This window comes from Rathayibacter sp. KR2-224, from assembly GCF_049446075.1.
GTDB lineage: Bacteria > Actinomycetota > Actinomycetes > Actinomycetales > Microbacteriaceae > Humibacter.
In genome coordinates, this window is record NZ_JBMSEB010000002.1 from 121,845 (window position 1) to 143,171 (window position 21,327).

The following is a 21,327-nucleotide window of genomic DNA, read 5'->3' on the forward strand; positions in this document are numbered from 1 at the left end:
GGCGCCCGCCGCGCACCCGTGCTCAGAGGTGTGGGGCGACGACGCCGCTGAAGGCGGCCGAGGTCTGGGCGGCGACCTGGTCGTAGGGGCGTGCCCAGACATCCGCGTTGAAGATCTCGCACTCGATGTCGCCCACGTACCCCGCCTCGGCGACAGCACGTGTGATGGGTGCGAAATCGATGTGGCCCTCGCCGGGAACACCTCGTCCGAGCAGAACGTCGGCGGGCAGCGGGGTCAGCCAATCGCACACCTGGTACGACGCGATGCGGCCGAGCCGGCCGGCGCGCTCGATCTGCTGCAGCACGTCGGGATCCCACCACACGTGGTAGGTGTCGACGACGACGCCTGCCGTGGGACCCGCCGCGACGGCGAGATCGATCGCCTGCCCGAGCGTCGAGACCACGGCCCGGTCGGCGGCGAACATCGGATGAAGCGGCTCTACTGCGAGCGCCACTCCGGCGGATGCCGCAAACGGCTCGAGCTCGCCGAGAGCGTCCCGAACCCGTTCGCGCGCCCCTGCCAGGTCCCTGGAGCCGTGCGGAAGTCCGCCTGCCACGAGCACGAGCACGGCCGCCGATCCCTGGGCGCCTGCCGCGGCGAGCGCGGCTGTCTCCTCGATCGCGCGGCGGTTGTCGTCGAGCGCTGCCACGCGTTCGGGCCCATCCGGCGCCGTGAAGAACCCGCCGCGGCACAGGCTCGAGACACGCAGCCCGGAGTCGGCGACAAGACGCGTCGCGACCTCGAGGCCGACGTCGGCGACCGGCTCCCGCCACAGTCCGATGCTCTGGATGCCCGCGCTCTGCGTCGCCGCTATCGCCTCGGCGAGCGATGCGTGCTTGACCGTCGCCTGATTGAGCGAGTACCTGGGATGCGCGGTCATGCGCGCGCCGCCTCGTGCGAAGCATCCGGCTCCGCGGGCGCCGTGGCCGCTTGCGTCGATCCTGCTCGGGTCGCGGTCTGCGACACGCCTCCGACGATGCCGTTCAGGGCGAGCATCCCGTGCCAGCGCGCCGCCGCCAGCTCAGGACGCTCGAGCGCGCCCGATCCGTTGGCGAGCCGCACGATCTCCGAGAGGTGCGGGAGGCTGCGTGCCGAGTGCAAGCCGCCGACCATGGTGAACGACTCCTGGTGGCCGTTGAGCCAGCTGAGGAACGCCACGCCCGTCTTGTAGTAGAACGTGGGCGCGGCGAACACCTGCCGGCTGAGCGCCTCGGTCGGGCGAAGGATGCGCTCGTAGCCATCGCGATCGCCGTCGTCGAGCGCGCGGATGGCTCTGGATGCCACGGGCGCGATCGCCGCGAACGCGCCGAGCAGGGCATCCGAGTAGTGTCCGTGCTCCTCGGCGCCGACCGGTCCCGTGCCGTCGCCCGCGATGAGATCGACGTAATTGAAGTCGTCGCCGGTGAACATGCTCGCGGCGCGCGGAAGACGGGAGCGAACGTGGATCTCTGCGTCGGCATCCAGCAGGCTCATCTTGATGCCGGACACCTTGTCAGCATTCGCCTCGATGATGCGGATGACCGTGTCCGCGGCTTCGCGGAAGCCGCCGTCGCGCCCGCCGAAGTACCCCTTCAGCGCAGGGTCGAACGCCTCGCCCAGCCAGTGCAGGATGACCGGCCCGCTCGCGCGCTGCAGCACGGCGCCGTAGACGCGCTCGTAGTCGGCGGGCGATTGCGCGGCGCGCGCAAGGTGACGCGAGGCCATGAGCACGACGCCTGCGCCGGCATCCTCGGTGAACTCGAGCTGCTCGAGATAGGCGTCGATCACGGCGTCGAGCGAGATCGCCTCGTCGTCCACGTGGTCGGTGTTGACCCCCACCACGAGCGCACCGCCGACGGTTGCCGCCTCGCCGGCGCTGCGCGAAATGAGCTCGCGCGTCGCTGCGGCATCCAGTCCCATGTTGCGCTGGGCCGTGTCCATGGCATCGGCGACGCCCAGACCCTGCGACCAGACGTGGTGGCGGAAGGCGAGTGTGGCATCCCAGTCCAGGTCGGCGGGAGCGCCCGGCACGTTCTCGGCGTACGGCTTCGGGATGACGTGCGCCGCCGCGTAGGCGACCCGCGACCGCAGCGGCTTCGCCGCCGCGAGCGCTGGCTCATGCTCGATGAGTGGCTGCGTGCTCAGGGCTCCGTCTTTGGCGACGAGAAGCAGATCCGTCATCGCAGCGCTCCGGCTGCCTCGGCGCCGCTCTCCACAACCCCGGCCAGCTCGCGCACGTTCTCGGCAGTGACGGTTGGCACGTCGACGCGAACTCCGTCGCGCGAGCTCTCCAGGCCCTTCTCCGCGAGCAGCACACCCCGGGCGCCGGAGAGGAAGTCGTACGGGAACGGGGCGTCTTCCGCGACATGGCGGATGAACTCTTCCCACTGCACCTTGAAGCCGTTCTCGAACGCCTCGGTGTCCGGCAGCTCGTGCCAGTCCGCCGCGTAGTCGTGCGTGTCGGGAATGTCCGGATTCCAGGTGGGTCGAGGCGTGGCGTTGCGCGGCTGGATCTTGCAGCCGAACAGCCCGACGACCGCGCTGCCGAGGGTTCCGTCCACGTGGAACTCGACGAGCTCGTCACGATTGACCCGTGTCGTCCAGCTCGAGTTGAGCTGTGCCGTGATGCCGCCGGCGAGATCGAAGACGGCGTACGCCGCGTCGTCCGCCGTCGCCCGGTACGCGCGTCCCTGCTCGTCGATGCGCTCGGCGATCTCCGTGACGGCCCGCGCATAGACGGACTCGACGCGTCCGAACAGGTACTCCAGCACGTAGTTCCAGTGCGGGAACATGTCGACGATGATGCCGCCGCCGTCTTCGGTGCGGTAGTTCCAGCTCGGGCGCTGCGCGGGCATCCAATCGCCCTCGAACACCCAGTAGCCGAACTCGCCGCGAACCGAGAGGATGCGACCGAAGAACCCGGAGTCGATCAGGCGGCGCAACTTGCGGAGCCCGGGCAGGTAGAGCTTGTCGTGGACGACGCCGTTCTTGACGCCGGCCTCGTCGGCCAGCCGGGCGAGCTCGAGCGCCTCCTCGAAGGACTCTGCGGTCGGCTTCTCGGTGTAGATGGCCTTGCCTGCGGCGATCGCCTTCTTGATGGCGGATGCCCGCGCCTTCGTCACGAGGAAGTCCGCGTACACCTGCCACCGGTCATCGGCCAGCGCTGCGTCGAGGTCGGTCGTGTAGTGCTCGAGGCCGTGGCGCTTCGCCAGCTCGGCGAGCTTCGCCTCGTTGCGGCCTACGAGCAGCGGCTCGACCTGTACACGGGTGCCATTGGAGAGCTCGACGCCCCCCTGCTCCCTGATCGCGAGGATGGAGCGCACGAGGTGCTGCCGGTATCCCATGCGTCCGGAGACGCCGTTCATGATGATTCCGATGGTCGACTCTGACACTGTCGTTCTCTTTCGTGGTCGTCGCGGCTTCCACTCCGATCGGGAAAGCGCTTACCACACCATAACAGCAGGCGCCCCACGACGACAATCCCGGGGTGCGCGGCGCCACCGTCGTCCGCGCCGCGCCAGCACCGGCCGCGGCGCTTCGCCGCCGGCGGACCGCGTCATCGTCGGCCGCGCGGCGCCAGCATCGGCCGTTTTCAGGACATACGGCCGGCCGAGCCAATAGTGGGGACGAGCGGGATGACGTCCTGAAATAGCGTTGCCTCCGCCCCGGCTTCGGCGCCGGCGGCGGCCGCACCACGCCAGCGGCGGCCAGATCAGGCCACCGTCTGCCGGGCCGCGTCGCCGTCGGCCGGGCCGCATCACCCTCGGCGTGCCACACCAGCAGCGGCCGTTTTCAGGACACAGGGCCGGCCAGGCCGCCAGTCGGGCCGAGCGGGACCATTTCCTGAAATAGTGTTGCCGGCGCCGCGGCTTCGGCACTGCTGCGCTCAACCGACATGTCCGGCGCTACACACCCTCAACACTCAATCGCTCGATCCGAGAGCAAGCGAGCTTGCCCTCTTCTCTCGCTCACTCGCGTACTCGGGCGCTACGCACCCTCAACACTCAATCGCTCGATCCGAGAGCAAGCGAGCTTGCTCTCTTCTCTCGCTCACTCGCGTACTCCGAGAGGTATTGGCCGGTCAGGGTCGGGCGTGTGGCGACGAGGTCGGCCGGGGTCCCCTCGAAGACGATGCGACCGCCGTCGTGCCCGGCCCCCGGACCGAGGTCGATGATCCAGTCGGCGTGGGCCATCACCGCCTGATGATGCTCCACCACGATGACGGACTTGCCGCTGTCGACGAGCCGGTCGAGCAGCGCCAGCAGTTGCTGCACATCCGCAAGATGCAGGCCAACAGTCGGCTCGTCCAGGATCAGGATGCCGCCCTTCTCCCCCATGTGCGTCGCCAGCTTGAGCCGCTGCCGCTCGCCGCCGGACAGCGTTGTGAGCGGCTGGCCGATCGTCAGGTAGCCGAGGCCGACATCCGCCAGCCGGTCGAGGATGCCTGCAGCGGCCGGCGTGCGTGCCTCGCCGCCTGAGAAGAAATCGCGGGCGTCGACCACGGACATCCCGAGCACCTCGCTGATGTCCTTACCGGCGCCGTCGGGTCCATGCAGCTTGTACCCGAGCACGGATGCCTCGAACCGCTTGCCCCCGCACTCCTCGCACACGGTCGAGACCGTGGCCATGATGCCGAGGTCGGTATAGACGACACCAGCTCCGCTGCAGACGGGGCACGCGCCCTCCGAGTTGGAGCTGAACAGCGCAGGCTTCACGCCGTTAGCCTTCGCGAACGCCTTGCGGATCGGCTCGAGCAGCCCTGTGTACGTCGCCGGGTTGCTGCGGCGGGATCCACGGATGGGCGTCTGATCCACGGTAACGACGCCGTCGCGCGGCGCGACCGCCCCTGCGATCAGCGAGCTCTTGCCGGAGCCCGCCACGCCCGTCACGACGACGAGCACGCCGAGCGGGATGTCGACATCCACGTTCTGCAGGTTGTGCGTGTTCGCACCGCGCACCTCGAGCGCGCCGGATGCCTCGCGCACCTCTGGCTTGAGCCGCGCCCGGTCTTCGAGGTGGCGCCCCGTCACGGTGTCGCTGGCCCGCAGATCCTCCAGCGTGCCCTGGAAGCAGATGGTTCCGCCGTTCGTGCCTGCACCTGGGCCGAGGTCGACCACGTGATCCGCGATCTCGATCAGCTCGGGTTTGTGCTCGACGACCAGCACGGTGTTGCCCTTGTCGCGCAGTCGCTTCAGCAACCGGTTCATACGCTGAACGTCGTGCGGGTGCAAGCCGATGCTCGGCTCGTCGAACACATAGGTGACGTCGGTCAGGGCCGAACCCAAGTGCCTGATCATCTTCGTGCGCTGCGCCTCGCCGCCGGAGAGCGTGCCTGCCGAGCGGTCGAGCGAGAGGTATCCGAGGCCGATCTCGACGAACGACTCGAGAAGCCGTTGCAACGAGGTCAGCAGGGGCCCCAGCTTCGGGTCCTGGATGCCGCGCACCCACTCGGCGAGGTCCGTGATCTGCATGGCACAGGCATCCGCAATGCTGATGCCGTCGATCTTCGACGACCTCGCGCGCTCGTTCAGGCGACTCCCGCCGCACTCCGGGCACGTGCCGAATGTGATCGCGCGCTCCACGAATGCGCGGATGTGCGGCTGCATCGCGTCGAGTTCCTTCGAGAGGAACGACTGCCTGATGCGCGGGATGAGCCCCATGAACCAGACGTTGATGCCGTCGACCTTGACGCGCGTCGGTTCCTTGTACAGCAGGTCGTTCAGCTCGCGCTTGCTGTACCGCGCGATGGGCTTGTCGGGGTCGAGGAATCCCGCGCCCCCGTAGATGCGCACGTACCAGCTCCCGCCCGTGTGGTTGGGCACGAGCAGGGCACCCTCGTTCAACGATTTGGTCTCGTCGAAGAGCTGTGCGAGGTCGAAGTCCTGCACCGTGCCGCGGCCCTCGCAGCGGGGGCACATGCCGCCAGTGACGCTGAAGCTGCGTCGCTCCTTGGTCGTTCCGCCCTGCGCACGCTCCAGAGTGACGGCACCGCTGCCGCTCACCGACGCGACGTTGAACGAGTACGCCTGCGGCGACCCGATGTGCGGCTCCCCTAGGCGGCTGAAGAGGATGCGGAGCATCGCGTTGGCGTCCGTGGCCGTGCCGACCGTGGATCGGGGATCGGAGCCGATCCGCTCCTGATCCACCGTGATCGCCGTCGTGAGCCCCTCGAGCACGTCGACGTCTGGACGGGACAGCGTCGGCATGAACCCCTGGATGAATGCGCTGTACGTCTCGTTGATCAGGCGCTGGGACTCCGCGGCGATCGTGGAGAACACGAGCGAGCTCTTGCCCGAGCCCGAGACGCCCGTGAACACCGTCAGCTTGCGTTTGGGCAGCTCGACGTCGACGTTCTTGAGGTTGTTCTCTCGTGCGCCGTGGACGCGAATGGTGTCGTGCGTGCTGTCGTGCGTGGACGGAGCGGATGCCTGAGCCGAGATCGTAGACGAAGTCGCGTTCATGCGCCCAGGCTATGCGGGCGGCGGTGGCGGCGCTTCTCCGATCATGCTCGGCCCGGTGACCGGTCGAGTGCCGCCGCCGAAAATCGGAGATTCGTCGCGGCCGCCGAGCGCGTCGCACCGTTCACCGGCGCGTCGCCGCGAATCTCCGATTTTCCGCAGGTGTTGGAGGCGGGAGCCGGGTGCGGGGTTGGGGGGTGCGGGCCGCGGCTGTTGTGGGTGCGGGCCGCGGGTGAGGCCCGGCCGTGGCGGCGGTCAGGCCTCCGCGGGGCGGGCGCGGTTGGGGCGCAGTCAGGCCTCCGCGGGGCGGGCGCGACCGACAGGGTCTGCCGCAGCGACGGCATCCGGCTCCTCCGCGGTGAAGTCGACGCCCTTCGCGTGCGTGCCGAACGCCGTGAGCAGGATGACCGCTGCCGCCGCTCCCGCGACCGTGATGGCCATCGCCCACGGATATCCGATGTGTGCGGCCAGGGCCTGCTGGATCGGCAGGTTGAACGCGGCGATCACGTTGCCGAGCTGGTACGTGACGCCCGGGTAGAACCCTCGGATGGCGTTCGGCGACATCTCGTTCAGGTGGGCGGGGATGGCGCCCCATGCGCCCTGCGTCGTGAACTGGATGAGCGCGGACCCGAGGCAGAGCAGCCCCGCGGTCTGCGAGAACGCGAAGATCGGAATGATCGGCAGCGTGAGCGCTGCGCCGAGGATGATCGTCGCCTTGCGCCCCCAGCGGTCCGAGAGCGAACCGAGCACGATGCATCCGACGATGGCTCCGATGTTGTAGACGACGGCTATCCAGCCGGCGGTGGCGGCATCGAGGCCCGCCCCGCCCTGATTCGTGGCCTTCAGGAAGGTGGGGTAGATGTCTTGCGTGCCGTGCGACATCCAGTTGAAGGCCGCCATCAGCAGCACGAGGTAGATGAAGCGGCGCAGCACTTTGGCGTTGAAGAACACGGCCCTGATCGACGTGTTCTTCTTCTGCATGCGGTCGCGCGTGGTCTCCCACACTTCGGATTCCTTGACGCGCGTGCGGATGATCAGGCTGATCAGCGCCGGCAGCAGGCTCAGCACGAACAGCCAGCGCCAGCTCAGGCCGAGCGCCGAGTGCACGAGCAGGAACGCCAGTGCGGCCAACAGATAACCGGCGGAGTAGCCGGCCTGCAGGATGCCCGAGAAGAATCCCCGACGCTCGCGCGGCACCTTCTCCATGGTGAGCGCGGCGCCGAGGCCCCATTCGCCGCCCATGCCGATGCCGTAGAGCAGCCGCAGGATGAACAGCACCGTGAAGTTCGGCGCGAAGGCGCAGAGGAATCCGACGAACGAGTAGAAGCAGACGTCGACGATGAGGGGGATGCGCCGTCCGACCCGGTCCGCCCAGAGGCCGAACAGGTAAGCACCTACAGGTCGCATGATGAGCGTGATCGTGGTGAGGAATGCGATCTGCTCGAGCGATACCCGGAACTCCTTCGCGATTTCCGCGTAGACGAGCACCACGATGAAGTAGTCGAAGGCATCCATCATCCAGCCGAGCAGCGAGGCGGCGAACGCGTTTCGCTGGTCGGAGGTCAGTCGTCTGGTCGGTGCCGACGCCGTTGTCATGGCCAGTTCCTTTCGTGTGACCCTGCCGCGTCCGGTCCTCTCGTGGCCCCCGTATGAGGTACAGGAAAGCGGTTGCCGAACTAGCATAGGCTGACTCCCGAGCCGCGCAAGTCGGTTGACATCCGGGCCGCACACCGCCGCACAGCCGAACCCGGAACCCGAGGAGGACCAATCGTGAGCGCCAACATCGTCGTCGTGTCCGGGAGCGGCCGGTACGCCGATCCGTGGCATCCGCTTGCGGAGACCTCGGCGCGAGTCGCCGATGTTCTCAGCTCGGCCGGGCACACGGTGACGGTCGACGACGCCGTGGATGCCCGCCTAGCCTCGCTCGCAAGCGCGGCGCACGACGATGTCGAGCTTCTGGTTCTCAACGTCGGCGCCGGTCGCACTCCAGATGAGCGAGCAGTGCTCGAGAGCTCGGACGACAGGGCGGAGACACCCCTCTCGGCCGAGGATGCCGCTACCGCGCACGGCCTGCTCTCGTACCTGGAGCGCGGCGGAGCGCTGCTTGCCCTGCACGTCTCGGCCACCACGTTCGGGTTCATGCCCGAATGGGAATACGTTCTGGGCGGCATCTGGGTTCGCGGAACCAGCATGCATCCGCCGTACTCGAAGGCTCGTGTGCACGTGGCGACGGACGCCCACTCCATCGTGGCTGGAATCCCCGACTTCGACGTCGACGACGAGCGCTACTCGAAGCTTCGGGTCTCGCCCCGTTCTCAGCAGCTCGCGTGGCATGACATCGATGGTGTGCGCCATCCGCTCGTCTGGACGCATGAGTACCGCGGGGCGCGCATCGTGTACGACGCACTCGGGCACGACGCGGGCTCGTACGACTCGCATGAGCACCGCACTATCCTGTTGAACTCGACGGCGTGGCTGCTGGGATAAGCCTGAGAGGCTAAGGCGAGCCGTCGCCTCTACTGACCGGCCGAAACGGGTACGCTACCGGTTCCACCGGCTCTGGCCGGTGTACTCCACGGGGCCGGTAGCCCAACGCATCCGCCTCACCCAGGAGGTCGGCGAGAAGCCAGATGATGCTGAGCCACATCTCCGTGCCCTGCAGGCTGGCTTCGCTGTCAGGGCCAGACCCCGCTGCGGCGAATGCCATGCCCTCGCCGTCGCGCCACCTGCCGAGCGCCGACTCGAGCTGATCCCGCGCCCACGCTTTCGACTCCTCGCCGCGGTACATCGTCTGCCGCCGAAGATGCCACATCGGATGAGCCACATCGAGCACATTGCACGCGTTCTGCTTGCCTTCGGCGAACCAGCGCTCGTCTGCAGCATGCTCGATCACGGTGTCGATCGTCCGATCGCCCGCGGGCAGCGGCACGCCGAATTGCGCGAAAGTACCTCGTGTCAGCCGGTAGTAACCATTGACCGCCTGCAGCCATCCCTGTTCATCGGAAGGCGGAGACCACATGCCGGTCTCCGGATCCATACGGGTCACCAGCCAGCCGAAGAACGCTTCCGCGGCTCCCGGCCGGCCGAAGTCGCCCTTCGAACCGTTCCAGTGCAGCGCCGTCCCCCACGCATCCACCCACGCGCCGCACGCCCAGCCAGCGTCACGCCAATCGAGCCGCTCGAGCCGGTCGCACACATCGCCGGAACTGGCCTCGGAAACCTCCCGGACCGGATACGGGAACGCGCTGCCGAGAACGCTCAAGGCGTAGCCAACGGAGAGCACGTGGTACGTGGCGGGACCTTCTCCGAAGTGCGGCGCGTCGCGATCGCCTAGTTCGGGAACGAGGCCGCTCTCCTCGAGCTGGCGTTCGCGCAGGAGTCTTGCATGCTCGGGACGACTGAACTGGGCCGGAACGTCGCCGAGCAGCAGATCCGCGATCTCGATGGCATCGGCGTGCGCACGCACTGTGGGTGCTGCTCCCGGACGGTCGACGTAGACGCCCTCGGCCGAGTCCCACGATCGTGCGATCAGCGATGGCGCGTCGGCACGTGCCCGATCGGCGAACTCCTTGAGGCGACTCGCCGTTGATCGGGCCTTCGCCTCACCGCGCCGATCCTTCACGACGCGAGCGGGGTTGCCGGCCACAACCGACCAGCTGTCCACGTTCTTCGTGACTACGGCCCCGGCGCCGACAATGGCGTGATCTCCTATGCACACGCCATCGAGGACGATGGCCGAGGAACCGATCCAGACGTCGTCCCCGATCTCGATGCCTTTCGAGGTGGTCGGCTGCCGGAACACGGGCAGGTCGATGCCGGTCGAGTGATTGAACCCGAGAATCGACGCGTGTGCGCCCACACGCACTCCGTCGCCCATCCTCACCGTGCCGCGCACGACGGCGAACGGGTTGATCGTGCAGTCGTCGCCTGTCGTCAGGTTGTGCGTGACGTAGGAGTTGACAGCCAGATAGCAGCGGTCACCGAGGCGCAACTCGTCGGCCGCGAGAATCGCCCTGGGGGAGATGTAGACGTCGGAGCCGAAGGCTGACCCTTCTCGCGCGAGCTGCTCCTGCAGGAGGCGCTGCTCGGCTCGTTCTTCTTCTCTGGGATCCATCGCGTAGAGCCAGGGAGCGGCATCCAGACGGTCTCGCATTTGTTGTGAACTCTTCCTTCTGGTCTGGCTGAAACTCTCCCGAAGCTCAGGCTTTGGCGCAGGTCTCGGTCTGCTTCGGGCGACCCATCGAGTGTTCCACCGTGCGCCCTTCCTGCGCACGGGTTTCGGCCTCGACGGCCCGGTGGAACGAGTACTGCGCGTTCGCGAACACCGCGTACAACAGGATGCCAGGCACGAGCGCCGCGCCCAGTACCGGCTGCAGCAGAACCGCCGCCCCAATGAGTCCCACCATGGCGAGCCCCACGAGGCTGAAGTACCACCGGCGCACGGCGAGGTAGAGGGCTGCCTTCGCGATCGCACGCAGCGAAGCCGAAGGGAACACCGCGAGCCCGCCCAGTGCGAAGAGAGCGACCGCTACCGAGCCGATGCCGAGCACGGCCAGGAGCGGTCCGAGCAGCGGTGCCCAGACGGTTCCGGCGAGCGCCGTGCCGTCGAACAGCGCGAGCGCCACCATGACGGCGGTCCCGAGACCCACGACGAATCCCGCACCGCCTCGTCGCCGATAGCCCTGCATGAAGGCCGCGAACGGGCGCGGCCTTCCGTCTTCCCGCATCGCTCGGAACACCTCGAACGCGCCGACCAGCGAGGGTGCGAGTGTGAGCGAGAGCAGCAGGAAGAACAGCCACGACTGCAGCGAATCCACGGTGACGAACAGCATGACGGCAAGGGGCAGGTTGAACAGCACGAGCAGCACGTCGACCATCAGCAGGGCGTAGGCGTATCCGAAGATCGTCTCCGTCGTCTCGTGGCCGAGACGGAAGAGACGGCGACGGGGGCGGGGAGCCGTGGCGGTCATCCCTTCATTCCGCTCGTCGCGATGCCGCTGATGAAGTAGCGCTGACCGGCGAGGAAGATCGCCAGGATGGGGATGATCGAGATGACCGATCCGGTCATGATCATGGCGTACTGCGCCGAGTACTGGCCGATGAACGATCTGAGCCCGATCTGCACCGTCCACAGCTCGTTGCTCGACAGGTAGATGAACGGGCCCATGTAGTCGTTCCAGGTGTTCACGAAGGTGAGCAGCGCGAGGGATGCCAGCGCGGGCTTGGACAGCGGCAGGATGATGCGCGCCCAGATGCCGTAGTCGTTGAGACCGTCGATGCGGGCCGCCTCGTTGAGCTCGTCCGGAATGGTCACGTAGTACTGCCGCATCAGGAACACCCCGAACGCACCGAACGCCTGCAGCAGGATGAGCGCGGTGAAGGTGTTCGTGAGCCCGACCTTCTGCATCATCACGTACTGCGGGATCATGTACGCCTGCCACGGCACGGCGATCGTGGCGATGTATGCGAGGAACAGGGCATCCCGTCCGGGGAAGCGCACCTTCGAGAACCCGTACGCCGCGAAGCTTCCCGTGAGCACCTGCAGGAACGTGATCACGACGGCGAGCAGGGCCGAGTTCGCCAGGTATCCGGCCATCGGGATCTGCGTCCAGATGTGCGAGTAGTTGCTCCACACGAACGTGCTCGGGATCCACTTGATCGGAACGCTGAGCACCTCGTTGTCGTGCTTGAAAGAGGACGACAGCATCCAGAGGAACGGCAGCAGCACGAGGACGAGCAGCACGACCAGCAGTGCGTACATCGCGGCCTTGCCGAAGCGGGAACGGATGCGCCGCCCCCCGCGCCGCTGAGGAGATGACGAAGGATGCGTTCGCCCGGTTTCGAGCTCTTGGGCGAGGTCCGAGGTGAGGGTGGACATCAGCGCTCCCGTCTCTGCTGCAGCTTGAACTGGAAAACGGTCACGACCAGCACGATGAGGAACAGCACGAGCGAGATGGCCGAGGAGTAGCCGAACTGGCCGTTGATGATGCCGTCCTGGTAGATGAGCTGGGACAGCACGAGCGTGGCCCTGCCTGGACCGCCCTGGGTCATGACGAAGATCAGGTCGAACACTTTGAAGCTCGACACGCTGAGCAGCACGAGCACCAGGAACGTCGTGGGACGCAGCGACGGAAGCGTGATGCTCCAGAACTTGCGCCACCGCCCTGCGCCGTCCACCTCCGCCGCCTCGTAGTACTCGTTGGGAATGGCCTGCAGCCCGGCGAGGAAGAGCACCATGTAGTAGCCCATGTCGCGCCAGACGCTCGTGATGATGACGGCCGGGAGCGCCCAGGCGGTGCTCGAGGTCCAGCCGGGCGCGTTGGCGATGCCGATCGAGTGCAGGAACTGATTGATGGGGCCGTTCGTCGGATCGAACAGCATGTTCCAGACGATCGCTATGGCGACCAGCGAGGTGATGTACGGGAAGAAGATCGCTACCCGGAAGAACGCGATGCCTCGCAGCTTCTGATTGAGCAGGATGGCCAGCCCGAGCGAGAAGGCGAGCGTCAGGGGCACGTGCCCGACCGCGTACAGCAGCGTGTTGCCGAGAGCGACGTGGAAACTGTCGTCGCGGAACAGGCGCACGAAGTTGTTGACGCCGGCCCACGTCGGCGGGTTGTAGGCATCCCAGTTCATGAACGCCAGCACGAACGCTGCGATCACCGGCACGAGCGTGAACAGGGCGAAGCCGACGAAGTTCGGCAGGATGAAGCTCCAGCCGATGAGGATGCTGCGGCGACGCATCCTGCGGCTCACGGTCGCGCGCGCGGGCGCGGGTCTGGGCCGAGAGGGAGGCGTCGTTGTCTCCGGTGGTTGCGTGATGGTCGTCATGATCTGTTTCGGCTCAGCGGAACCGCTCCGTTCTGTTGCGTGAAACCGGTGCGCGGCCGGCGCCGGTGGTGTGCACTCGGCGCCGGCCGCATCACGGCTCGGGATGCTACTGGTTGAGCACTTCCGACTTGACCCGGCTCGCCATTTCGGTGAGGCCGTCGTCGACCGACTTGCTGCCGGTCATGATCAGCTGGTGCTCCTGGTTGAGGATGGTGCTGATTGCGGCCGTGTTCGCCGCAACGGGTGCGTCGAGGTTGATCGTGTCCGGATTGAACGCCTTCTTCGACGTGGCGTCCTGCGGCATTCCGTCGAGGCCGAAGTAGGCCTTCGTGATGTCGGCGCTGTGGTACGCAGGCACGATTCCGACCGAGACCACGGCCTTGGCTCCGGCTGGGCTGACCGCGAACTGCAGGAACTTCTTCGCCGCCGCGACGTTCTTGGAGTTCTTGTTGATGCCGAAGCCGGTCGGGCCGCCGTCTGTGACGACCTTTCCGCCCGACTTGATCTGCGGCAGCGGAGCGATGCCCCAGTCCACGTTCGTCGTTCCGGCCTTCTTGTCGGCCAGGAGGGGCGCGATCAACCAGGTTCCCATCGGCACCATCGCGGCCTGCTGCTTCTCGAAGACGTCTTTGTACTGGACCTGCTGGCTGTTCGCCGTCGCCCAGTTCATGATCGTGCCGTCTTTCTGCATGCCGAGCGTGAGGTTGTACTGGTCTTTCATCCAGCCGTAGCTGGGCTTGTTCGGGTTGTTTCCCGTCTGAGCCGCCGCGATGCCCTGCACCATCGAGTTCCAGGTGTGGATGTACGCCCCGTACACCTTCGATGCGCCGTCACCCTTGGTGAGCTTCTTGGCGTCTGCGGCGAACTCGTCCCAGGTGAGGTTCTCGGGGTCGGCGATGCCGGCATCCTTGAACATCGTCTTGTTGTAGTAGAGGACGTTGAAGTCCTGCCGGTACGGGATGGCGTAGGTCGCGCCGTCGAACTTGTAGTTCGAGAGCGCCGGGATCTTCTCAGACGGCAGCGACTTCGCCAGAGCGGACACGTCGACGAACTGCTTCTTCTGCGCGTAGCCGGAGTAGTCGGTGAGGTTCTTCACCGTGATGATGTCGGTGGTGTCGCCACCGGCCAGCATGGTCGTGACCTTGTCTTCGTAGTTGGCCGCGAGGATGTCCACCGGCTGGATCGTGATGTTCGGGTTGGCCTTGTGGAATGCGTCGAACAGGGCTTTGAACTCGGGCGTCTGGGCGTAGTTCCACACCGAGACCCGGAGAGTGGTCTTCGCGTCGCCGCCTGCGGCTGCCGAGGAGGACGACGAGGGGGTGCCTGCGCAGCCGGAGAGGCCGAGCGCAACGGCGGCGGCGATCGCCGCTGCTGCGATGAGTGGGCGTTTCATGAGGGATAACTCCTTTGTTATGCGGGGCTGTGATCGGCGAGAGCGGGGGGCATCGCGGAGTGTGTTCGGTGGTGTCTTCCTCCTCGTGCGTGGTTGTCGTTGTGAATGCGGTCGGCCTCTTCTCAGGCGCTCAGCCGCAGGTCTTCGCTGGTGATCTCATCCATCAGCGGCTCCCCGGCCGCATAGCGCTCGAGCTCGTCGAGGGCGGCATCGGTCATGCGGTGCAGCTCGCTGCCGAGCGACCCTGCCAGGTGCGGTGTCACCATCACGTTCGGCAGCGCGTAGAGCACCGAGTTCACCGGCAGCGGCTCTGGTTCGGTCACGTCGAGAATGGCGTTGATGCGGCCCGTCGAGCATTCGGCCTCGAGCGCTGAAGTGTCGACGAGGCTGCCCCGGGCGGTGTTGATCACGGTTGCATGGTCGCGCAGAGCAGCGAGCTGCTCGGCACCGATCATGTGGTGGGTGGATGCCAGCGCGGGCGCATGCAACGACAGCACGTCCACCCGCGGCAGCAGCTCGTCGAGCGTGACCAGTTCCGCTCCGGCCGCACGAACCGCGCGCGGATCGGCATAAGGATCCGCCACCAGGCATGTGACGTCCTCGAGTTGCTGCAGCAGGTCGACGACACGCCTTCCCACCCGGCTGAAGCCGACGACACCGACCGTGCGGCCCAGGTTCGACAACTCGCCGTAACGCTCGATGCTCAGCCCGTTGCTGCGTCGGGCCTCCGAGTCGGCCGCGATGAACGGAGCCTTCTTGCCTGCGAAGATCACAGCGGCGAGTGTGAACTCTGCGACCGGCACCGCGTTCGCCTCCGCCACGGTGGATGCACGGATGCCGCGGCGCCAGAACTCGTCGCTGACCTGCGGCCTGATCGTGCCGGCGCAGTGGAGCATCGCCCTGAGCCCTGGCATGCGGTCGAGGAATTCGTGGTCCAGGCGAGGCGCTCCCCAACCCGTGAGCAGCACTTCGACCTGAGCGAGCCGGTCCGCAAGCCCTGGATCGTCGAGGTCGTCTGTGAAGAGCGGGTCCGGCACCTGCGCGAGACGGTGCAGTCGCTCGATGCGATCCGCGTCGAACTGGCTCTCGAACACGTCCCGAGCCATCACGACGAGCGCGTTGGGACGGCTCATGCCGGCGCGCCGTGCGGCTTGGCGGGTCGCGCGGGCCGAGCTCTCGTGGCTCGAACTCGGAAGGCTCGTGGCGGTCATTCTCGGCGGGCTCCAGCGAATTCATCGGATCTAGGACCTGCGACGGATTCGCGTTGCGTCGTCGCGATGAACAGTAGATACTCAATTCCGATCGACAACAAACACCACGAACACACTCGAACAACAAGATACACAACCGAACGACCGACGCCCAATGATCGGCGCCAATGCTCGACGCCGAATCATCGCCGCGAAATGATCGACAGAGGAGCCAAGGACAGCGACGATGCTGGAACGCACCAACGACACCCACGATGGCTCGGCTTCTCCGGCCGAAGCCGGTAGTACTTCCAGGGTGAGCGGTCATGCGGTCCCGCCCGCAAGCATCCGTGTCGATTACCGGGAATTCCGTGGTCCGCTGCACGCAGTGTGGGGCGACGCGATGCGTGAGCAGGGGCTGGTCTCTGCCTTCCAGGAGGCGGACGCGAGCGACCTGCGGGGCCGGCTCGGACTCCCCTCCTCATCCGATCGCGACGCTTGGCGCGCCATGGACGCGACCACCCTCTCCGCCGTCCGCGAGGCAGCACGCGCAGAGCGAGGCACCCCTTGGCCTGCTCTGCCGGCCACCCTCTTCGCCCGTTACGTGCGTGATGGCAACCGGCGAACATATGAGGACTCGCTCTTCGCCAGGCAGGAGCGGCTGAGCCGGGCGGTCGTGGCGGCCGCGAGCGCCGACGACAACGACCCGGATGCCCGCGGGTGGCTCGACGAGGCCGCTGACGGCGCCGTGCTGCTCTGCGAACAGAGCACGTGGTCGCTGCCCGCGCACGACGACGCCCACGCCAGGCGAGGTTTCGTCATCCCGGATGCAGCGTCCCCCTACCTCGATCTCTGGGCCGGCGAGATCGTGGCGCAACTGGCAGTCGCAGATCATGTGCTGGGCGCGCGATGGGATGCCACGTGGCCCGGGGTGCGGGAACGCATCCGCCACGAGGCTGAGCACCGGGTCTTCATCCCGTTCGAGACCCGCGACGACCTGTGGTGGCTGGGCTACTGGCGCGATGTCAACAACTGGAACCCGTGGATCATCGGCAACGTGCTGCTGGCCGCCGTGCTGCTCCTCGACGACGACGAACGACTGGCCAGGTTGATGGCGCGCGGCCTCGAGAGCCTCGACCGCTACGTCGCGACCTTGCCCGCCGACGGCGCCATCGACGAGGGCGTCGCGTACTGGTGGAACGGCGCAGCCCGCATGCTCGAGTGTCTCGAGCTCGTTGCTCGTGTGACGAACGGTTTGCTTGATGCCGGGCACGTGCCTGTAGTGACAGAGGTGCTGCGGTTCCCGATGCGCATGCAGCTGGGCAGTTCAGCGGCGGGCGATTGGTATGTCAATGTCGCCGACGGCTGGGCTCGCAGTTCGGGCGAGCAGCCCTGGCAGGTTCCCTTCAGGTGGGGCGCTCGGCTGGGTGACGAGCGCGTCGTGGCGTGGGCGAGCGGCGGCAAGCGACCCGGAGAGCCGCTTGCGTACGCGAGCGGTGGCCTGCCGCGCCTTCTGCGCGCCCTGTCCGACACCACGTGGCGGGACGCATCCGCCGCCGCTTCCCCGCTCCCCGCGCTCGTGTGGCTACCCTCGGTTCAGGTGCTCGTCTGCCGGGCACGTGGCGGAGAGCAGCGCGGGCTCGTCCTCGCCGCCAAGGGCGGAACGAATGACGAGAACCACAATCACAAAGACCTCGGGTCGTTCATCGTCGCCGCCGGTGGCCGTCCGCTGCTGGTCGACGTCGGCAAGCCCACGTACACGAGGCAGACGTTCAGCGCGGGACGGTACGGCATTCGGGCGATGCAGAGCGGATGGCACAACGCGCCGGCCCCGCATGGACTCGAGCAGAGCGAAGGCCCCGAGTTCGCGGCATCCGTTCTGCGCGCACCGCTCGGAGGCGAGCCCGGCACCGCTCGAGCCGAAAGCGAACTTCCGGTCGAACTCGAGCTCGAGCTCACGGGGGCGTATCCACCCCGTCACGGCGAGCGCTGGCTCAGAACCTTCCGGCTCGCCTCCGAGCGCCGCGTGGAGATCGTGGACACCTGGATCCTGACCGACCCGCGCGATGAGACGGGATCGGATGCTCATGGCACGGGCGCCGTACACCTGATCGCAGCGGGAGACGTCCACGTTAGCGGTGCGGAGGCCCGAGTGACGGCGGAAGGACGGGGCATCCGCATCACGACCGCCGAAGGCGTCGCGCCCACCACCGAGGTGTGGGAACTCGACGACCAGGAACTGATCGACGTGTGGGGCGCACGCCTCACTCGGCTGACCTACCCGATCGAGGCGTCCGCCGGATCACTCACGACCATCATCGAGGAGCTCGCGCCATGAGCGGAGACCAGTTGTTCGCGCTGCAGCGGCGGGAGCGGATCATGGACGAGATCCGCGAGCACGGGTCTGTGACCGTCAGCGCCATCGCCGTCCGGCTGGGTGTGAGCGAACTCACCATCAGGCGCGACATCAACTCGCTCGCACAGCAGGGTCTCGTCACGAGGGTGCACGGCGGTGCAACGCTGCGCAGCTCCATCGAGCCCGGCCTGGCTCCCGGGCTCGCCGGCCACGACCCCGGGGTGACGAAGTACACGATCGGCATGGTCGTGCCGTCGCTGGACTACTACTGGCCGCCCATCGTCAACGGAGCCAGGGCCCAGGCGCTGCAGCTGCGCGCGCGACTCATGCTGCGGGCATCCACCTACGACGCACGCGACAACCGCCGGCAGGTCGAGGCGCTCCTGAACACGCCAGGCATGCACGGGCTGATCGTGGCGCCTGACACCTCGGGCGACGACGGACTTGAGATGCTGAGGTGGCTGGATTCGCTGCCGATGCCCGTCGTGCTTGCCGAGCGACGCATCCGCTCCGCCGCGGGCGTGCACGGTCTTGAGTCCGTGGTCACTGACCACGTCGCGGGCACGGCCGAAGCTGTTCGTCACCTGCACGCCGCAGGTCACGAACGCATCGGCCTGCTCACGCAGTCCGAGTACCCGACCGGCCGCTACGTTCGGCGCGGGTGGCAGACGGCGCTGCGATCGCTCGGACTTCCCACCGACGGCGTGCACGTCGACGGCATCCGCTTCGATGCACCGGGCCGCGAGCGAGAGATGGACGAGGTGCTCGACGGCTGTGCGAAGACGGAGACGACCGCGGTGATCGTGCTACCCGACCCGCAGGCCATAGCTCTCGAGCAGCACTGTCTCGACCGCGGCGTGCGGGTTCCGCACGACCTGGCGATCGTCGCGTACGACGACGACGTCGCCCGCTTCGGCGATCCGGCCATCACTGCCGTGCGTCCGCCGAAGCAGTTCGTCGGTCGCGAAGCCGTCAACCTGCTCATCGCCCGCCTCGAGGCCGCAGACTCCCGTCCGGCGCATCGGGTGAAGCTCTCCCCTGAGCTCCACGTGCGCGATTCGTCGATGCGCCCACCGGTCGACACCGGCTTGGAAGCCGAGGAGGGCCGGATGGCTACCGCGCAGGAGGGAGCAAGCGCGTGACACTCGATCTGCCAGCCGAGAACCGGCAGCTCTCACCCCTCACCGGGTGGGCCCGCGACCATTGGGCCGCGGTCGCCGATCACCTGCTGCTGTCGCTGAGGCCCTACTTCTCCGCCACCAGGAGCCGCGTCGTACTTCCCGGCCGCACGAGCTCGAGCGGCGCAGACAGCGACGGCCTCGAGGGCTTCGCCCGCTCGCTGCTGCTGTACGCCTTTCGGATGTCCGGCGAGAGCGGCCGCGATCCGCTCGGCTTCACGGCCTGGTACCGCGATGGGCTCGTCGCAGGCACGGACCCGCTGAACCCCGAACGGTGGCCCACAGCAGCCGAGACGGACCAGGCGAAGGTGGAGGCGGCATCCGTCGCGCTCGCCCTGCAGCTGACCAGGCCGTGGCTCTGGGACACGCTCTCGACGGGCGAACAGCAGCAGGTCATCGACTGGCTGGAGCTTGCTCCGCGGGGGTGGTACCCGGACAACAACTGGCTGTGGTTCCGCATTACCGTCGAGACGTTCCTGGCTTCCGTGAACGGGCTCGTCGACCGCTCACGAGTGAGCGCCGACCTCGCCACGATCGAGTCGTACTACAGCGCGGACGGTTGGTACGCAGACGGTTCGCTGCGCGCCTACGACTACTACTGCGGGTGGGCCATGCAGGTGTACCCCCTGCTCTGGGTCCGGTCCGCAGGCGCGGCCGGGCTAGGGGCCGCGGCACTCGAGCCCGTGTTCCGCCAGCGGCTCGCCGATTTCCTCGACGACTATGTGTGCCTCATCGGATCCGACGGAATGCCCGTGCTCCAGGGCCGCAGCCTGATCTACCGCTTCGCCGCGGCGGCACCTCTGTGGATGGGAGCAGTGACGGGCGCCACCGCCCTGTCGCCCGGGCTGATCAGGCGCGCGGCATCCGGCATTCTCCGAGCGTTCGTCGAGCACGACGGCATCGACGAGCGCGGACTGCTCACGCTCGGCCTGTACGGCGAGTGGCCGCGAATGGCTCAGACCTACTCCGGAGCGGGGTCGCCCTACTGGGCGTCGAAAGGGATGCTCGGCCTCATGCTCCCCGCCGAGCATCCCGTCTGGCAGGCGGTCGAGGAGCCGCTTCCGATCGAACTCGGGGACGTCCGCCGCATCATCAGGCCGGCGGGATGGATCGTCAGCGGCACCCGGTCCGACGGCATCGTGCGCCTCTACAATCACGGCACCGACCACGCGTTGCCCGGCGACAGAGCTGGTGATTCCCCGCTGTACGCACGTTTCGGCTACTCGAGCTCGACGATCCCTCCGCTTACGGGCGAGACGATCGACTCTCCCGTCGACAACTCGGCCGGAGCAGTGGATGACGTCGGCAGGTCGACGCACCGCACGGGGTTCGAGCGCGGCCCCATCGGCGATGACGGGATCGCCGCGTTCGCCACCTCTCTCGCGCACTCGCACTGGGTGGACTCCAGCGGCGTCTCCGGCCCGGATCACGGTTCAGGGCGGGAAGGGCTCGTGAGCGACGGCCCCGTGCTGCAGAGCGCTTCGGTCATGCGCGGGGCCTGGGAAGTGCGGGCCGTACGCCTGTCGGGCGAAGGCGGGCAGGCATCCGATGCGGTGAAGTTGCGGCTGAGCGGATGGCCGGTTGCGGGCGAGTCGCCCAGCATCGCTGTCGGAGACGGTGTGGCTCGGGCCGAGTCGGACGGGCTCGTCGCCGAGCTGATCGCCCTGGCCGGGGATGCTCACGCGCGCGTGCACGAGGAGGCGGGCACGTCGCCCATCGGTTCGCGCGTAGCGGTGCCCTGGCTCGAGTTCGACTCGGTGGAGCCGGGAGAGACTGTGATCGCGGCGTCGTTCCTCGGGCGAGACGCCTCGTCGGCACTGCCGACGAGGTCAGCGACGCGCGCCCCGAGCGCGCGAACGCTGCGCGCGGGTGACGCCGTGCAACTCGAGGTCACGTGGCCCGACGGCGCGATCACGGTGGTCGCGTTCGCCTGACCCACCCG

At 67.5% G+C, this 21,327-nt stretch carries 15 protein-coding genes; 4 read left to right on the top strand and 11 right to left on the bottom strand.

All coding sequences use genetic code 11. The features are described from left to right. Nucleotides 1-22 precede the first annotated feature (22 nt). The 5 genes from ACO2Q7_RS12915 to ACO2Q7_RS12935 all read right to left on the bottom strand — a co-directional run bounded on the left by ACO2Q7_RS12915 (nucleotide 23) and on the right by ACO2Q7_RS12935 (nucleotide 8,033). Nucleotides 23-880, bottom strand: coding sequence for a sugar phosphate isomerase/epimerase family protein (locus ACO2Q7_RS12915; protein WP_423356111.1), 858 nt, complete (start codon nucleotides 878-880; stop codon nucleotides 23-25). Then, nucleotides 877-2,160, bottom strand: a complete 1,284-nt coding sequence (locus ACO2Q7_RS12920; protein ID WP_423356112.1) for a dihydrodipicolinate synthase family protein — start codon at nucleotides 2,158-2,160, stop codon at nucleotides 877-879. Before ACO2Q7_RS12920 ends, ACO2Q7_RS12915 begins: the two co-directional genes overlap by 4 nt. Then, nucleotides 2,157-3,344, bottom strand: coding sequence for a Gfo/Idh/MocA family protein (locus ACO2Q7_RS12925; RefSeq protein WP_423356502.1), 1,188 nt, complete (start codon nucleotides 3,342-3,344; stop codon nucleotides 2,157-2,159). The genes ACO2Q7_RS12920 and ACO2Q7_RS12925 overlap by 4 nt, the downstream gene beginning before the upstream one ends. Before the next feature lie 639 nt (nucleotides 3,345-3,983). Beyond that, entirely contained in the window at nucleotides 3,984-6,440 is a 2,457-nt protein-coding gene (locus ACO2Q7_RS12930; protein WP_423356113.1) for an ATP-binding cassette domain-containing protein, read from the bottom strand. Nucleotides 6,441-6,728: 288 nt separating this feature from the next. Further along, nucleotides 6,729-8,033, bottom strand: coding sequence for an MFS transporter (locus ACO2Q7_RS12935; protein ID WP_423356114.1), 1,305 nt, complete (start codon nucleotides 8,031-8,033; stop codon nucleotides 6,729-6,731). 174 nt (nucleotides 8,034-8,207) lie between these two features. On the opposite strand from ACO2Q7_RS12935, the gene ACO2Q7_RS12940 reads away from it, so the two are divergent. Next, on the top strand, nucleotides 8,208-8,924 hold the full coding sequence (locus ACO2Q7_RS12940; RefSeq protein ID WP_423356115.1) for a ThuA domain-containing protein: 717 nt from the start codon (nucleotides 8,208-8,210) through the stop codon (nucleotides 8,922-8,924). Between the two features lie 10 nt (nucleotides 8,925-8,934). Here the strand turns inward: ACO2Q7_RS12940 and ACO2Q7_RS12945 are convergent, their stop codons facing one another. The 6 genes from ACO2Q7_RS12945 to ACO2Q7_RS12970 all read right to left on the bottom strand — a co-directional run bounded on the left by ACO2Q7_RS12945 (nucleotide 8,935) and on the right by ACO2Q7_RS12970 (nucleotide 15,794). After that, on the bottom strand, nucleotides 8,935-10,590 hold the full coding sequence (locus tag ACO2Q7_RS12945; RefSeq protein WP_423356116.1) for an acyltransferase: 1,656 nt from the start codon (nucleotides 10,588-10,590) through the stop codon (nucleotides 8,935-8,937). A gap of 46 nt (nucleotides 10,591-10,636) precedes the next feature. Next, on the bottom strand, nucleotides 10,637-11,407 hold the full coding sequence (locus ACO2Q7_RS12950; RefSeq protein ID WP_423356117.1) for a hypothetical protein: 771 nt from the start codon (nucleotides 11,405-11,407) through the stop codon (nucleotides 10,637-10,639). After that, nucleotides 11,404-12,198, bottom strand: coding sequence for a carbohydrate ABC transporter permease (locus ACO2Q7_RS12955; RefSeq protein ID WP_423356503.1), 795 nt, complete (start codon nucleotides 12,196-12,198; stop codon nucleotides 11,404-11,406). The genes ACO2Q7_RS12950 and ACO2Q7_RS12955 overlap by 4 nt, the downstream gene beginning before the upstream one ends. 116 nt (nucleotides 12,199-12,314) lie before the next feature. Continuing rightward, on the bottom strand, nucleotides 12,315-13,268 hold the full coding sequence (locus tag ACO2Q7_RS12960; protein ID WP_423356118.1) for a carbohydrate ABC transporter permease: 954 nt from the start codon (nucleotides 13,266-13,268) through the stop codon (nucleotides 12,315-12,317). Nucleotides 13,269-13,374: 106 nt separating this feature from the next. Next, complete coding sequence (locus tag ACO2Q7_RS12965) at nucleotides 13,375-14,661, bottom strand: ABC transporter substrate-binding protein (RefSeq protein WP_423356119.1); 1,287 nt, start codon at nucleotides 14,659-14,661, stop codon at nucleotides 13,375-13,377. A 122-nt stretch (nucleotides 14,662-14,783) separates the two neighbouring features. Beyond that, on the bottom strand, nucleotides 14,784-15,794 hold the full coding sequence (locus ACO2Q7_RS12970; protein ID WP_423356120.1) for a hydroxyacid dehydrogenase: 1,011 nt from the start codon (nucleotides 15,792-15,794) through the stop codon (nucleotides 14,784-14,786). Between the two features lie 304 nt (nucleotides 15,795-16,098). Here ACO2Q7_RS12970 and ACO2Q7_RS12975 point away from each other — a divergent pair, with 304 nt between their 5' ends. From ACO2Q7_RS12975 to ACO2Q7_RS12985, 3 genes are read left to right on the top strand one after another with little or no spacing between them, the layout of a single operon-like run. Then, the gene (locus ACO2Q7_RS12975) at nucleotides 16,099-18,189 is read left to right on the top strand and encodes a heparinase II/III domain-containing protein (RefSeq protein WP_423356121.1); all 2,091 of its coding nucleotides are present in this window, start codon (nucleotides 16,099-16,101) and stop codon (nucleotides 18,187-18,189) included. Further along, a complete protein-coding gene (locus ACO2Q7_RS12980) occupies nucleotides 18,186-19,349 on the top strand; it encodes a substrate-binding domain-containing protein (RefSeq protein ID WP_423356122.1) in 1,164 nt (387 codons plus the stop codon). Before ACO2Q7_RS12975 ends, ACO2Q7_RS12980 begins: the two co-directional genes overlap by 4 nt. Further along, nucleotides 19,346-21,319, top strand: a complete 1,974-nt coding sequence (locus tag ACO2Q7_RS12985; protein WP_423356123.1) for a DUF2264 domain-containing protein — start codon at nucleotides 19,346-19,348, stop codon at nucleotides 21,317-21,319. The genes ACO2Q7_RS12980 and ACO2Q7_RS12985 overlap by 4 nt, the downstream gene beginning before the upstream one ends. The last annotated feature ends 8 nt before the right edge of the window (nucleotides 21,320-21,327 follow it).

Excerpts from the sequence above, each read along its gene's own strand:
- ACO2Q7_RS12925 (WP_423356502.1), bottom strand. The coding sequence starts at position 3,344 with ATGAACGGCGTCTCCGGACGCATGGGATACCGGCAGCACCTCGTGCGC.
- ACO2Q7_RS12920 (WP_423356112.1), bottom strand. The coding sequence starts at position 2,160 with ATGACGGATCTGCTTCTCGTCGCCAAAGACGGAGCCCTGAGCACGCAG.
- ACO2Q7_RS12935 (WP_423356114.1), bottom strand. The coding sequence starts at position 8,033 with ATGACAACGGCGTCGGCACCGACCAGACGACTGACCTCCGACCAGCGA.
- ACO2Q7_RS12980 (WP_423356122.1), top strand. The coding sequence starts at position 18,186 with ATGAGCGGAGACCAGTTGTTCGCGCTGCAGCGGCGGGAGCGGATCATG.
- ACO2Q7_RS12945 (WP_423356116.1), bottom strand. The coding sequence starts at position 10,590 with ATGCGAGACCGTCTGGATGCCGCTCCCTGGCTCTACGCGATGGATCCC.
- ACO2Q7_RS12960 (WP_423356118.1), bottom strand. The coding sequence starts at position 13,268 with ATGACGACCATCACGCAACCACCGGAGACAACGACGCCTCCCTCTCGG.
- ACO2Q7_RS12915 (WP_423356111.1), bottom strand. The coding sequence starts at position 880 with ATGACCGCGCATCCCAGGTACTCGCTCAATCAGGCGACGGTCAAGCAC.
- ACO2Q7_RS12970 (WP_423356120.1), bottom strand. The coding sequence starts at position 15,794 with ATGAGCCGTCCCAACGCGCTCGTCGTGATGGCTCGGGACGTGTTCGAG.
- ACO2Q7_RS12965 (WP_423356119.1), bottom strand. The coding sequence starts at position 14,661 with ATGAAACGCCCACTCATCGCAGCAGCGGCGATCGCCGCCGCCGTTGCG.
- ACO2Q7_RS12930 (WP_423356113.1), bottom strand. The coding sequence starts at position 6,440 with ATGAACGCGACTTCGTCTACGATCTCGGCTCAGGCATCCGCTCCGTCC.
- ACO2Q7_RS12975 (WP_423356121.1), top strand. The coding sequence starts at position 16,099 with ATGCTGGAACGCACCAACGACACCCACGATGGCTCGGCTTCTCCGGCC.
- ACO2Q7_RS12955 (WP_423356503.1), bottom strand. The coding sequence starts at position 12,198 with ATGTACGCACTGCTGGTCGTGCTGCTCGTCCTCGTGCTGCTGCCGTTC.
- ACO2Q7_RS12950 (WP_423356117.1), bottom strand. The coding sequence starts at position 11,407 with ATGACCGCCACGGCTCCCCGCCCCCGTCGCCGTCTCTTCCGTCTCGGC.